Annotated in this window: 12 protein-coding genes; 3 read left to right on the top strand and 9 right to left on the bottom strand. The window is 70.1% G+C overall.

What is annotated here, in order from left to right:
• Positions 1 to 111 precede the first annotated feature (111 nt).
• Entirely contained in the window at positions 112 to 2,340 is a 2,229-nt protein-coding gene (locus tag E1J50_RS16735) for an ATP-binding protein (protein WP_165937891.1), read from the top strand.
• Between the two features lie 24 nt (positions 2,341 to 2,364).
• Here the strand turns inward: E1J50_RS16735 and E1J50_RS16730 are convergent, their stop codons facing one another.
• Together E1J50_RS16730 and E1J50_RS16725 are read right to left on the bottom strand one after the other, a co-directional pair.
• A complete protein-coding gene (locus E1J50_RS16730; RefSeq protein ID WP_132254979.1) occupies positions 2,365 to 3,459 on the bottom strand; it encodes a polyamine ABC transporter substrate-binding protein in 1,095 nt (364 codons plus the stop codon).
• Positions 3,456 to 3,827, bottom strand: a complete 372-nt coding sequence (locus E1J50_RS16725; RefSeq protein WP_132254978.1) for a RidA family protein — start codon at positions 3,825 to 3,827, stop codon at positions 3,456 to 3,458. Before E1J50_RS16725 ends, E1J50_RS16730 begins: the two co-directional genes overlap by 4 nt.
• A gap of 200 nt (positions 3,828 to 4,027) precedes the next feature.
• Between E1J50_RS16725 and E1J50_RS16720 the strand changes: the two genes are divergently transcribed.
• Entirely contained in the window at positions 4,028 to 4,297 is a 270-nt protein-coding gene (locus tag E1J50_RS16720) for a GlsB/YeaQ/YmgE family stress response membrane protein (RefSeq protein ID WP_132254977.1), read from the top strand.
• 69 nt (positions 4,298 to 4,366) lie between these two features.
• Here E1J50_RS16720 and E1J50_RS16715 read toward each other — a convergent pair whose 3' ends face one another.
• The 4 genes from E1J50_RS16715 to rpsO form a co-directional block, all read right to left on the bottom strand.
• Complete coding sequence (locus E1J50_RS16715; RefSeq protein ID WP_132254976.1) at positions 4,367 to 4,588, bottom strand: YgaP family membrane protein; 222 nt, start codon at positions 4,586 to 4,588, stop codon at positions 4,367 to 4,369.
• Between the two features lie 92 nt (positions 4,589 to 4,680).
• Positions 4,681 to 5,319, bottom strand: a complete 639-nt coding sequence (locus tag E1J50_RS16710) for a glutathione S-transferase family protein (protein ID WP_132254975.1) — start codon at positions 5,317 to 5,319, stop codon at positions 4,681 to 4,683.
• A gap of 124 nt (positions 5,320 to 5,443) precedes the next feature.
• Positions 5,444 to 7,645 (bottom strand): polyribonucleotide nucleotidyltransferase, encoded by a 2,202-nt coding sequence (gene pnp / locus E1J50_RS16705; protein WP_132254974.1) that lies wholly within the window; start codon positions 7,643 to 7,645, stop codon positions 5,444 to 5,446.
• 200 nt (positions 7,646 to 7,845) lie between these two features.
• The gene (gene rpsO, locus E1J50_RS16700) at positions 7,846 to 8,115 is read right to left on the bottom strand and encodes a 30S ribosomal protein S15 (protein ID WP_132254973.1); all 270 of its coding nucleotides are present in this window, start codon (positions 8,113 to 8,115) and stop codon (positions 7,846 to 7,848) included.
• A gap of 276 nt (positions 8,116 to 8,391) precedes the next feature.
• Here rpsO and E1J50_RS16695 point away from each other — a divergent pair, with 276 nt between their 5' ends.
• On the top strand, positions 8,392 to 9,885 hold the full coding sequence (locus E1J50_RS16695; protein ID WP_132254972.1) for an amino acid permease: 1,494 nt from the start codon (positions 8,392 to 8,394) through the stop codon (positions 9,883 to 9,885).
• Between the two features lie 142 nt (positions 9,886 to 10,027).
• Here the strand turns inward: E1J50_RS16695 and E1J50_RS16690 are convergent, their stop codons facing one another.
• From E1J50_RS16690 to E1J50_RS16680, 3 genes are all read right to left on the bottom strand, one after another.
• Entirely contained in the window at positions 10,028 to 10,837 is an 810-nt protein-coding gene (locus tag E1J50_RS16690; RefSeq protein ID WP_132254971.1) for an exodeoxyribonuclease III, read from the bottom strand.
• 24 nt (positions 10,838 to 10,861) lie between these two features.
• On the bottom strand, positions 10,862 to 11,791 hold the full coding sequence (locus tag E1J50_RS16685) for a LolA family protein (RefSeq protein WP_132254970.1): 930 nt from the start codon (positions 11,789 to 11,791) through the stop codon (positions 10,862 to 10,864).
• Positions 11,792 to 11,904: 113 nt separating this feature from the next.
• Positions 11,905 to 12,957, bottom strand: a 1,053-nt coding sequence (locus E1J50_RS16680) for an FtsK/SpoIIIE domain-containing protein (protein WP_281024579.1), incomplete at its 5' end; no start/stop codon positions are given.

The raw sequence follows: 12,957 nt of genomic DNA, 5'->3' as shown, positions 1-12,957 counted from the left end.
GGGACGGCCTCGTGTCGGCAGCCGAACCGTCGCCGGAGCGTTCCTAACCGGAGCCTTTCCGCATACAGGGTCACTTCGCGGGCCGTTTCGCGGGTCGACGGGGTGGCAGGCGTGAGCGAAACTGAGAGCCTGAGACGGCGGATCGACGAACTGGAAGCGGAGATCGGCCGCCTCCGCACGGACGAGCGAGCGCAGCGCGCAGCGCTCGCCGAGCGCGAGGAGCGCTACCGGACCCTGTTCGAGCAGATGGACGAGGGCTACTGCGTCATCGAGTTCTTCGACGGGCCGCACGGCCCCCTCAGCGACTACGTCCATGTCGAGGCGAACCGCGCCTACGCGCTGCATGCCGGCATCGAGAACGTCGTCGGACAGACGCTGCGAACGATGGTGGGGGAGGAGGCCGACGGCTGGGTCGAGCTCTACGGAGGCGTCCTGCGAACCGGCCGATCGATCCGCTTCCAGCGCGAGCTGGTGGCGACCGGGCGCCATCTCGAGCTCGCGGCCTTCCGGATCGAGCCGCCCTCGCGTCGGCAGGTCGCCGTCCTCTTCCAGGACATCACCGAGCGCAACCGCGCGATCGAGGCGCTCCAGAAGAACGAGGCGCGCCTGCGCTTCCTCGACGCCCTGGCGCGGGAGACGGCGCCCAGCACCAGCGCCGACGAGCTCCTGGCCACGACCACGCGCATGGTCGGCGTGCACATGGACGTCTCGATTTGCGCCTACGCCGACATGGACGAGGATCAGGACGGGTTCACGATCCGCGGGAACTGGGCGGCGCCGGGCTTGCCGAGCATCGTCGGGCACTACAGCCTCGCCGCCTTCGGCCGCCTCGCCGTCCGGAACCTGCGGTCCCGCGAGCCCCTGATCATCAACGACAACCTGCGCGAACTCGCGCCCGAGGAGGCCGCCACCTTCCAGGCCATCGGCATCACCGCGACGATCTGCATGCCGCTCGTGAAGGAGGGCCGGCTGACGGCACTGATGGCGATCCACCACAAGCTCCCGCACGCCTGGACGGCGGACGAGCTCGCGCTGATCCGGGAGGTGACGGAACGCTCCTGGGCCCATATCGAGCGCGTCGGCGCCGCGGCCGAGCTTCGCGTCAGCGCGGAGGCGCTCGCCGCCCTGAACGAGACCCTGGAGCAGCGCGTCCGTGAGCGGACCGCCGAACTGATGCGGGCCGAGGAGCAGCTTCGCCAATCGCAGAAGATGGAGGCGGTGGGCCAGCTCACGGGCGGCATCGCCCACGACTTCAACAACCTGCTCACCGGGATCACCGGCAGCCTCGAACTCCTCACCAACCGGATCGCGCAGGGGCGTCTGCGGGACGTGGACCGCTACGTCACCGCCGCGCAGGGCGCCGCGCGCCGCGCCGCCGCGCTGACCCACCGCCTGCTCGCCTTCTCCCGCCGCCAGACCCTCGACCCGAAGGCGACCGACGCCAACCGCCTCGTCGTCGAGATGGAGGAGCTGATCCGCCGCACGATCGGGCCCTCGATCACGCTGGAGGTGGTCGCGGCGGGCGGGCTCTGGCCGACCCTCGTCGATCCGAACCAGCTGGAGAACGCGCTTCTCAACCTCTGCATCAACGCCCGCGACGCCATGCCGGAGGGCGGGCGCATCACCATCGAGACCGGCAATCGCTGGCTCGACTGGCGCAGCGCCAAGGAGCGGGACCTCCCGATCGGGCAGTACATCTCGATCTGCGTCTCCGACACGGGCACCGGCATGACGCCGGAGGTGGTCTCGAAGGCCTTCGACCCGTTCTTCACCACGAAGCCCCTCGGCCAGGGCACCGGCCTCGGCCTCTCGATGATCTACGGTTTCGCCCGCCAGTCCGGCGGTCAGGTCCGGATCTATTCGGAGGTCGGCCAGGGCTCGATGGTCTGCATCTACCTGCCCCGCCACGCCGGGGCCGTGGCGGCCGCGGACGAGCCTCAGTTCCGGACCGACGCCCTGCGCTCCGCCGACGGCGAGACGGTGCTGATCGTCGACGACGAGCCGAGCGTGCGGATGCTCGTCACGGAGATCCTGGAGGAGCTCGGCTACGCCGCGATCGAGGCGGCCGACGGGCCGTCGGGCCTGAAGATCCTGCAATCGGACGCCCGCATCGACCTCCTCATCACGGATGTCGGCCTGCCCGGCGGAATCAACGGCCGACAGATGGCCGACGCGGCGCGGCACGTGCGTGCGGACCTCAAGGTGCTCTTCATCACGGGCTATGCCGAGAACGCCGTCGTGGGCAACGGCCATCTCGAGCCCGGCATGCACGTGATGACGAAGCCCTTCGCGCTCGAGGCGCTCGCGGCCCGGATCAAGGAGTTGATCGCCTCCGGCTGATCCGGGCCTCGCGGCGCACGGGGTTCACCGTCCCGTCCGCACCCGGGTCCAGAGCCGCGTGACGAAGCGCTGGGTGCGGTCGTCCCAGGCCGTGTTGGTGGACAGGCGCTGCATCGTGGCCTCGTCCGGGTAGATGCCGGGATTGTTCAGGATCTCGGGCTTCACGAGCTTCCTGGCCGGCAGGTTGCCGCTCGCGTAGGACACGAAGTTGGTGTTGGCCGCCGCCACCTCCGGCCGCATCATGTAGTCGATGAAGGCGTGGGCCTCGGCGGCGTGCGGCGCGTCCTTCGGGATCGCGAAGGCGTCGAACCACATCAGCGCACCCTCCTTCGGGATGACGTAGCCCACCTCGATGCCGTTCTTGGCCTCGTCCGCCCTCTTCTTCGCCTGAAGCACGTCGCCCGAGTAGCCGACCGCCACGCAGATGTCGCCGTTGGCGAGCGCCTGGATGTACTCCGAGGAGTGGAACTTCCGCACCGTGCCGCGCACCTTGTAGAGCGCGTCCGTCACCTGGGTGATGTCGTCCCAGCGCTTCGAATCCGCCTTGAGCCCGTAGGTCGGCAGCATGCTGGGGATCAGGTCCTCGGGGCTGTCGAGCATCATGATCCCGCAATCCTTGAGCCTGTTCGCCGTGCCCGGATTGAGGACGAGATTCCACGTGTTGAGGGGCGTTCCCGCGCCCAGGCGCTCGCGCACCGCGCCGAGATTGAGGCCGATCCCGGTCGTGCCCCACATGTAGTCGACGGCGTAGGCGTTGCCGGGATCGTAGGCGGCGAGCCGGCCCGCGATCTCGGGCCAGACATGGGCGAGGTTCGGGATCTTGCCCTTGTCGAGGGGCTGGAAGGCGCCCGCCTTGACGAGCCGCTGCAGGAAGGGCCCCGAGGGCACGACGACATCGTAGCCGGAGCGGCCGGCGAGCAGCTTCGTCTCGAGGATCTCGTTGTTGTCGTAGGTGTCGTAGACCACCTTGATGCCGGTCTCGCGGGTGAAGCTCTCCAGCACCTTCGGGTCGATATAGTCCGACCAGTTGTAGACGTTCACGACGCGCTCGGGCGCCGCCCCGGCGGGTGTCAGGAGGAGGGCGGCGAGCGCCGCCCCGATCAGGCTGCGCCGCCTCACCGCGCGTCCCCGGACGGGTGGCGCACGGCCGTCACGACGATCTCGACGAGATATTGCGGGCCCGCGAGCTTCGCCTCGACGGTGGCGCGGGCAGGCGGGTTCGCCCGGTCGACCCAGGCATCCCAGGCGGCGTTCATCTCGGCGAAGGTGCTCATGTCGGCGAGGTAGATCGTCGCCGCGAGGATCCGGCTCTTGTCGCTTCCTGCCGCCGCGAGCAGGCGGTCGATCTCGGACAGGATCGCCTGCGTCTGGGCGGTGACGCCGGTGCCGACCGCCTCGGCGGCGACCTGGCCGGCGAGATAGACCATGTCGCCGTAGGCGACGGCCTGGCTCATGCGGGGGCCCGTCTCGAAACGCTCGATCGTCATACTGGCCTCTGTCCTCGTTGCCGGGCCGCCTCGGCCCCCGCGCCTTGTGCCGCCTGCGGGCAGGGACCGTAAAGGGGCGTTCACGGAGATAAAGCGGGGAAGCCTCCCGCCTGCGACAAACTTTCCGCGACCCGCGCAACCAGAGGAGCCGTCAGCACGTTGCTTCGGCAGGTTACAGCGAAGCTCAGGATCCACGAGCCATGTTCTCGATCATCGGAACCATCATCATCGGCTTCATCGCCGGCGTCATCGCGAAGTTTCTCATGCCCGGCGACAACGAGCCGTCGGGCTTCATCCTGACGACCATCCTCGGCATCGTCGGCGCCTTCGTAGCGACCTTCATCGGTCAGGCCGTCGGCTGGTACGGACCGAACCAGGGCGCGGGCTTCATCGGAGCCATCGTCGGCGCCGTCGTCGTCCTGGCGATCTACGGCTTCGTCGCAGGCCGCAGCCGCACCACCACGCTCTGACGCGAAGCGCGGAGCGCATACGGAAAGGGGCGCCGCGAGGCGCCCCATTTTTCGTGGCCGGACGTCCGATCAGATATGCTCGGAGGCGGCCTTGATGGAACAGTGCCCGGTCGCGCCGCGGATGGCGAGGCCGGCGCCGACGATCAGCGCGGCGAGGCTCAGAAGCTTGTTCGGGCGCGGCTGCGCGGCCGCTGCCGCGATGCCGAGACCGAGCACCACCGAGACGGCGCGCTCCGTCGTCGTCAGGTTCTGCTGGCCGCTGAAGATGTCGTGGATGATCGCGTTCGCCATCGGGCGTCGTCTCCGGTTGAGGGGATTCTCGCGGGGCGAACGCGGGGCGGGGGGCGGCGTTCCGCGGGGGCGTGCCGCGCCGCACGCGGGGCTCAGCCGGCCTGCCGCTCGGCGAGCAGGCGGTCGTCGATCTCCCGGGCCCGGATCGCGGCCGGGCGCGCGTTGAGGCGCGCGACGTAGGCCTCGAAGGCCGGGCGCTTCTCCAGCGTGCCGAAGGCCATGCCCCAGCCGAGATGCGCGCCGACATAGACGTCGGCTGCCGTGAACTGGTCGCCGCAGATGTAGTCGCGGCCCGAGACCGCGCCTTCGAGGGCGTCCACCACGGTGGCGAGACTGCCGTAGCCGACCATGCCGCGCATGCGCGGATCGTCCGGCACGACGACGCCGAGGGTCTTGTTGGTGGTGGCCGCCTCGACGGGACCCGCCGCGAAGAACATCCAGCGGTAATAGGGGCCGCGGGCCCGGCTGCCGTGCGGCGGCGCGAGACCGGCTTCCGGGAAGGCGTCGGCGAGGTCGGCGCAGATGGCGGCGGTCTCGGTCACCACGGTGTCGCCGTGGCGGATCGCCGGGACCTTCCCCATCGGGTTGACGGCGAGATACTCGGCCGAGCGCGTCGAGCGGCCGAATTCCAGGATCTCGGCCCGGTAGGGCGCGCCGACCTCCTCCAGCATCCAGCGGACGATGCGGCCGCGGGACATCGGGGTCGTGTAGAAGACGAGTTCGTCAGACATGGCGGCCTCCCTTTCCGTCGCGCCGATTCGCGCGGCCGGAGAAGAGCACAAAGCGGGAGGCCCCCAAACGGGAAGCGCGGCCCCGAGGGACCGCGCTCCGCATCGTTCCGTGTGGCCGGGGCGATTACTCGCCGGCGTTGCGGCGCTCGCCGCGCTCGCGGCGGGGCTCCTGGTCCCCGCGCTCGGCCCGCTCGGCGTCGCGCTGGGACTTCAGCTTCTCGGTGAGGTCCTCGCCGGTCTGCTGGTCGACGACCTTCATGGAGAGGCGGATCTTGCCGCGGTCGTCCTGACCGAGGAACTTCACCTTCACCTTGTCGCCTTCCTTGACGACATCGGTCACCTTGGCGACCCGCTGGGCGGCGAGTTCCGAGATGTGGACGAGGCCGTCCTTGGCGCCGAAGAAGTTCACGAAGGCGCCGAACTCCATCGTCTTCACGACGGTGCCGTCGTAGATCATGCCCGGCTCGGCCTCGGCCACGATCGAGCGGATCCAGTTGTAGGCCGCCTTGATCGCCTTGCCGTCCGAGGAGGCGATCTTCACGATGCCGGTGTCCTCGATGTTGATCTTGGCGCCGGTCTTCTCGACGATCTCGCGGATCACCTTGCCGCCCGTGCCGATCACTTCGCGGATCTTGTCGGTCGGGATCTGCATGGTCTCGATGCGCGGCGCGTACTCGCCGAGCTCGGGCCGCGCGGCGGTCAGCGCCTTGGCCATCTCGGCCAGGATATGGCCGCGGCCGTCCTTGGCCTGCGCCAGCGCCACCCGCATGATCTCCTCGGTGATGCCGGCGATCTTGATGTCCATCTGGAGCGAGGTGATGCCCTCGTCCGTGCCGGCCACCTTGAAGTCCATGTCGCCGAGGTGATCCTCGTCGCCCAGGATGTCGGAGAGCACCGCGAAGCGCTCACCCTCGAGGATGAGGCCCATCGCGATGCCGGCCACGGGGCGGCGCAGCGGCACGCCCGCATCCATCAGCGACAGCGAGCCGCCGCAGACGGACGCCATCGAGGAGGAGCCGTTCGACTCCGTGATCTCGGACACGACGCGGATCGTGTACGGGAACTCGTGGGCCGGCGGCAGCACCGGATGGATCGCCCGCCAGGCAAGCTTGCCGTGGCCGATCTCGCGGCGGCCGGGCGAGCCCATGCGGCCGGTCTCACCGACCGAATAGGGCGGGAAGTTGTAGTGCAGGAGGAACGTCTCCTTGTACGTGCCTTCCAGCGCGTCGATGAACTGCTCGTCCTCGCCGGTCCCGAGAGTCGCGACGACCAGCGCCTGCGTCTCGCCGCGGGTGAACAGGGCCGAGCCGTGGGCGCGCGGCAGCACGCCGACCTCGGAGACGATCGGGCGGACGGTCTTCACGTCGCGGCCGTCGATGCGCGAGCCGGTGTCGAGGATGTTCCAGCGAACCACCTTCGACTGCGCCTCCTTGAAGGCGGCCTTGACCTTCTCGGGGGCGAATTTCTGCTCACCCTCGGCCGGGCAGAGGGCGGCGACCACCTTCGCCTTCACGGCGTCGACGGCGGCGTAGCGCTCCTGCTTGACGGTCTTCTTGTAGGCCTCGCGCAGCTCCGCCTCGCAGACCTCCAGAACGGCCGTCTCGACGTCGGCGTTCTCCGGAGCCTGGAAGTCGCGCGGCTCCTTGGCGGCCTTCTCGGCCAGCCGGATGATCGCCTCGATGATCGGCTGGAAGTGCTTGTGGCCGAACATCACGGCGCCGAGCATCACGTCCTCGGAGAGCTCCTTCGCCTCCGACTCGACCATCAGGACGGCGTCCTGGGTGCCGGCCACGACGAGGTCGAGGGTCGACTCGTCCAACTCGGTCACGAGGGGGTTGAGCTTGTAGCCGCCGTTGACGTAGCCGACGCGGGCCGCGCCGATGGGCCCCATGAAGGGCACGCCGGACAGCGTCAGGGCGGCGGAGGCCGCCACCATCGCGACCACGTCCGGGTCGTTCTCGAGGTCGTGGGTCAGGACGGTGACGACGACCTGGGTGTCGTTGCGCCAGCCCTCGACGAAGAGCGGGCGGATCGGCCGGTCGATCAGGCGGGAGACCAGGGTCTCCTTCTCGCTCGGACGGCCCTCGCGCTTGAAGTAGCCGCCCGGGATGCGGCCGGCGGCGTAGGCGCGCTCCTGGTAGTTCACGGTGAGCGGCAGGAAGTCGATGCCGGCCTTGGGCTCCTTGCCGGAGACGACGGTGGCGAGCACCGAGGTCTCGCCGTAGGTGGCGACCACGGCGCCGTCGGCCTGGCGGGCCACCTTGCCGGTCTCGAGGACGAGCTTGCGGTCGCCCCACATCAGCTCTTCACGTTGTACGTCGAACATATCTCTCATGCCTTCATGCGGTCGGGCGAACCCGGCGCCGCCAGCGGCAAGACGGCGAGAGGCTTCCGGAGCCGAAGCCTCTCGCGATCCTGCCCTGGCGCCGCGCCTCGAAGTCGCCCGGGGATCCGACGGGCCGGCATTCCGCCCCGCCGATGATGAAACGCGGTCCAGGGCCGGGCCCGGGACCGCGCGGGTCGGTGTTAGCGGCGGATGCCGAGGCGCTCGATCAGGGACCGGTAGCGGGCCTCGTCCTTGCGCTTGACGTAGTCGAGCAGCGAGCGGCGCTGCGAGACCAGCTTCAGGAGGCCGCGGCGGGAATGGTTGTCCTTGCCGTGGGTCTTGAAGTGCTGGGTCAGGTTGGTGATCCGCTCGGTGAGGATCGCCACCTGGACCTCCGGCGAGCCGGTGTCCTTGCCGCCCTGAGCGTATTCCTTGATGAGCGCGGTCTTGCGCTCTGCCGTGATCGACATCGCCATCTGCCTTTCGGGTATCGGGTATCGGATCGGCCTGCCCCCTCTCGGGGCGGCCTCAGGGCCCAGGTCTCGGCCGCTGCCGGGATGTCGTCCAGCAGGGTCTCGTCCCAAGCGGTTCAGCCCCGCCCGTCACCGGGTCGAGGCGGGCCGGACCATACACGAAACCGCCGGGAGCGCCAGCCCTCCGCCGCAGGGCTGGCGCCCTGGCACGGGTTGTGCCGCCTGCGCCCGCGAATCCGTCTAGGATCGCCCGGCAGGAGACCCGCCCGAACCATGCCCGTGCCCGGCCCCATCGCGCCCAAGTCCATCGACCGGATCCTCGACGGGGCGGGGCAGGGCGGGACGCCACTCGCTCGCACGCTCTCGGCCTTCGGCCTCGGCTGCATCGGCGTCGGCGCCACGATCGGGGCCGGGATCTTCGTGCTGACCGGCACGGCGGCGGCGCAATATGCGGGGCCGGGCCTCGTGATCTCGTTCCTCCTTGGCGGGTTCGCGAGCGCCTGCGTCGGCCTGTGCTACGCGGAGCTCGCCGCGATGATCCCGGTGCCGGGCTCGACCTACACCTACGCCTACGCCACCCTCGGGCGGCTCGCCGCCTGGATCATCGGCTGGGACCTCGTCCTCGAATTCGCGATGGCGGCTGCCACCGTCGCCGTCGGCTGGTCGGGCTACGCCCAGAGCCTGCTCGCCGATCTCGGCCTTCGCCTACCGGCCACGCTCGCAGCCGCCCCGGGCGCCGGCGGGCTCGTCAACCTTCCGGCGGCTGGCATCGTGCTCGCCCTAACCCTGCTTCTCATCGCCGGGAACCGGCGCGCCGCAGGGGCGAATGCGTGGCTCGTCGCCCTCAAGATCGCGATCATCCTCACCTTCATCGTGATCGGCGGCTGGCACGTGAAGCCAAGCCTGTGGTCGCCCCTCGTGCCTCCGAACACCGGCACCTTCGGCGAGTTCGGCTGGAGCGGGGTCCTGCGGGGAGCGGGCGTCGTCTTCTTCGCCTTCATCGGGTTCGAGACCGTGGCGACGGCGGCGGGCGAGGCCCGCGAGCCGCGGCGGGACCTGCCGGTCGGCCTCCTCGGCGCGCTCCTCGTCACGACGCTCCTCTACGTGGCGGTGGCGGCGGTGCTGACCGGCCTCGTGCCCTACCGGGACCTCGCGGGGGCGGACCCGATCGCCAAGGCGATCGACGCGATCGGGCTCGGCGCCTTCGCCATCGCGATCAAGCTCGGAGCGCTCGTCGGCCTGACCACGGCGACGCTGACGGCGCTCTACGGTCAGACGCGGATTTTCTACGCGATGGCGCGCGATCGCCTGCTGCCGGAGCCCTTCGCCCGGGTTCACGAGGCGACGCGCACGCCCGCCCTGAGCCAGGGTCTGACCGGCCTCGCGACGGCGCTCGTCGCCGCCTTCGTGCCGATCGAGGTGCTCGGAGAGCTCGTCAGCATCGGGACGCTCCTGGCCTTCACGCTGGTCTGCGCGGCTCTGCTGATGCTGCGGCGGCGGGAGCCGGGACGGGTGCGTCCCTTCCGGGTCCCGGCGGCACCCTGGGTGGCAAGCCTCGGCATCCTCGCCTGCCTCGCCCTGATGGCGGGCCTGCCGGCGGAGACGTGGCTGCGGCTGTGGGCGTGGCTCGCCGTGGGGCTCGCGATCTATGCGGGCTACGGGCGGAGGCGACAGGATCCCTCTCCCGACGCGGGAGAGGGATCTCGCGTTTCAAGCGAATCGTGCGTCGTCGCTCAGTACGGGCGATGGCCCGGCCGGCCGCCGTAGCGGCGGCGCAGGTACTGGATGACCTTGGGGAGCAGGAAGGCGACGAGGATCTTGCGCATCGGGTCTCTCGGGTTCGGTTCGCGGGTCGGAAGCGCCCGCCACGTGCCGAGAGAATGCCGCCGCGCCGCGCGTCGTTCCGTGCTCAGAGTTCGAGGGCGAGCGTTACGGGCACATGGTCCGAGGGCCGCTCCCAGCCGCGGGCGTGTCGGGCGACGGTGACGCTGCGCACCGTACCGGCGAGGTCCGGCGAGACCCAGGCGTGATCGAGGCGCCGGCCCTTGTTGGCGGCCGCCCAGTCGGGCGAGCGGTAGCTCCACCACGTGTAGATCTTCTCCGGCTCCGGCGTCAGCAGGCGGGCGGCATCGACCCAGCCCGCCTCGCCGCGCAGGGTCTCCAGGCGCTCGGTCTCGGTCGGCGTGTGGCTCACCACGTCGAGGAGTTGCTTGTGCGACCAGACGTCGTGCTCGAGCGGCGCCACGTTGAGATCGCCGACGAGGATCGCCGGACCCTTCACCCGGCGCCCGCCCCAGAGGCGCAATGCGTCGAGAAAATCGATCTTGTGCGCGAATTTCGGATTGAGGCCGACATCCGGAACGTCGCCGCCGGCCGGGACGTAGAAATCGTGCAGCACGATGCCGGCGGCCGGCCCCGCCTCGCGACCGAGCACCGCCGAGATGTGTCGCGCGTCGGCGCGCTCGCAGAAGCTCATCACGTCCCGCGTCAGCAGGGGAAAGCGGGAGATGATCGCGACGCCGTTGTAGCCCTTCTGCCCGGCGAAGACGATGTTCTCGTAGCCCGAGCCCTGGAACGCCTTGAGCGGGAAGGCGTCGTCCGGGCACTTGGTCTCCTGCAGGCAGAGCACGTCCGGCCGCTCTTCCGCGAGGAAGCGCAGGACGAGGTCGATGCGCAGGCGCACCGAGTTGATGTTCCAGGTGGTGACGGTGAGGCGCACGTCGGAGGCTCGGGTCGGGCGGCGTCAGTGCTGCTGCTGGATCTGCTGCTGCATCGCCTTGTCCTCGCTCCGCCCGTAATTGATGAAGAACAGGGCCGTGTCGACCGACTTGCCCTTCTGCAGGTTCGTGAGCTGGACGGTCGTCAGGTAGCCCTGCGGGTCGGTGATCCGCCACTGGCTCAGCGTCTTCATCTCGGCGTCGAAGAAGAGCTGGATCTTCGAGGTGCCGCCCAGCGTCGAGCGGTCCTCCAGGCTGATGCGCACGCCGCCCGGGTCGTTGGCGATGTCGGTGACGGAGAGGTCGCGGGCGAGGTCGATCTTCTCGCGCAGCAGGAATTTCAGCGGCGTCTGCGCGATGAAGTAGAGGTCCTGCGTCGAGAGCTTGCGGTCGCGCACGGCGACCGAGGTGCCGTCGGCCACGACCTGGAGCGGGGAGGGCTCGTCGTAGTCGAAGCGCAGGCGCCCGGGCTTGGCCACCGTCAGCTTGCCGCCGATCCGGCGGCCGTCCGCGCCGATCTGCAGGAACGTGCCGGTCAGTGTCGTCATCCCGTTGAAGTAGCCGTTCGCCTGGGCGAGGATCGTGGCGGGGTCGGCGTCGGCGAAGGTCGCCGCACCCGCGCTCGGCGCGCCGATCGCCGCGACCTTGGCCTCCTTGGCCTCCGCGGCGGGCTTCCCCGCGCCGGCCTTCAGGCTGCCCGTCTTCTCGGTACCGGGCTTGTCCGCCGCCTTGTCGGGGGCGGCCTTCGCATCCTTGGCCGCCTTCGGCGCGGGCTTGGCCGCCTGCGGCTTGGCCGCGGGCGGGGCGGGCTGCGGCGCCGGGGCCGGCTCCTCCTTGCGGCCGAACAGGCTGTCGAGGAAGGACGTGACCTGCGCCTCCGCCGGCCGCGGCTCGGCGAGGATCCCGGCGAGGACGAGCAGAGAACCGGCGAGCAGGCTGTGGCGGCGGCCGATCATCGGGGGGCGTCTCCGGGGCGTGCGGCAGGGCGGTCGAGGGGCGGGCCCGAGCCTTAGGCCCGAACCCTGTGGCGAATATGCGACGCCGGCCGCACCCGGCCGGCGTCCGCGTCTCAGTCGTCGTCGTACATCACGCCGGACGCGGCGTGATGGCCGCCCTCGACCAGGATCTCGCGCTTGCCGGCATGGTTGGCCGGGCCGACGATCCCCTCGATCTCCATCCGCTCCATGATGGAGGCGGCGCGGTTGTAGCCGATCTGGAGGCGGCGCTGGATGTAGCTCGTCGAGGCCTTCTTGTCCCGCAGCACCACCTGGATCGCCTGCTCGTAGAGGTCGCCGCCGGCCTCGCCGCCGCCGGAGGCCACGAAGCTGCCGACGTCGAAGACCGCGACGTCCGCCTCCTCCTCGGCCTCCGCCCGCTCGGCGCGCTCGGCCTTGTCGGCCTTCGAGCCGCGGGTGGGCTTCTCCGCCTCGCCCGAGCCGTCGTCGGCGGTGACGGCGTCGAGATAGGCGGGGCGGCCCTGGCGCTTCAGATGCGCCACCACGCTCTCGACCTCGCTGTCCGAGCAGAACGGCCCGTGCACCCGCGTCGTGCGCCCGCCCCCTGCCATGAACAGCATGTCGCCCTGGCCCAGCAACTGCTCGGCGCCCATCTCGCCCAGGATCGTGCGCGAGTCGATCTTGCTCGTCACCTGGAAGGAGATCCGGGTCGGGAAGTTCGCCTTGATCGTGCCCGTGATCACGTCCACGCTCGGGCGCTGCGTCGCCATGATCAGGTGGATGCCCGCCGCCCGCGCCATCTGCGCCAGCCGCTGGATCGCCCCCTCGATCTCCTTGCCCGCCACCATCATCAGGTCGGCCATCTCGTCGACCACGATCACGATGTAGGGCAGCGCCGACAGGTCCATCTCCTCCTGCTCGTACACCGCCTCGCCCGTCTCCCGGTCGAAGCCGGCGGGGACCGTGCGCAGGATGACCTCGCCCTTCCCGCGGGCCTCGGCCATGCGGGCGTTGTAGCCGTCGATGTTGCGCACGCCGATCTTGGACATCTTCTTGTAGCGCTCCTCCATCTCGCGCACGGCCCATTTGAGGGCGATGACCGCCTTCTTCGGGTCGATGACGACGGGGGAGAGCAGGTGCGGGATGCCGTCGTAGACGGAGAGTTC

The sequence above is a fragment of the Methylobacterium segetis genome (genome assembly GCF_004348265.1).
Classification (GTDB): domain Bacteria; phylum Pseudomonadota; class Alphaproteobacteria; order Rhizobiales; family Beijerinckiaceae; genus Methylobacterium; species Methylobacterium segetis.
This window is presented reverse-complemented; position numbering and strand designations above follow the sequence as displayed.

Bases quoted from the DNA above. Each gene is read 5' to 3' on its own strand.
- E1J50_RS16725 (WP_132254978.1), bottom strand. From the start codon at position 3,827: ATGACGATCGAGCGTTTCGAGACGGGCCCCCGCATGAGCCAGGCCGTC.
- E1J50_RS16720 (WP_132254977.1), top strand. From the start codon at position 4,028: ATGTTCTCGATCATCGGAACCATCATCATCGGCTTCATCGCCGGCGTC.
- E1J50_RS16715 (WP_132254976.1), bottom strand. From the start codon at position 4,588: ATGGCGAACGCGATCATCCACGACATCTTCAGCGGCCAGCAGAACCTG.
- E1J50_RS16710 (WP_132254975.1), bottom strand. From the start codon at position 5,319: ATGTCTGACGAACTCGTCTTCTACACGACCCCGATGTCCCGCGGCCGC.
- pnp (WP_132254974.1), bottom strand. From the start codon at position 7,645: ATGTTCGACGTACAACGTGAAGAGCTGATGTGGGGCGACCGCAAGCTC.
- rpsO (WP_132254973.1), bottom strand. From the start codon at position 8,115: ATGTCGATCACGGCAGAGCGCAAGACCGCGCTCATCAAGGAATACGCT.
- E1J50_RS16695 (WP_132254972.1), top strand. From the start codon at position 8,392: ATGCCCGTGCCCGGCCCCATCGCGCCCAAGTCCATCGACCGGATCCTC.
- E1J50_RS16685 (WP_132254970.1), bottom strand. From the start codon at position 11,791: ATGATCGGCCGCCGCCACAGCCTGCTCGCCGGTTCTCTGCTCGTCCTC.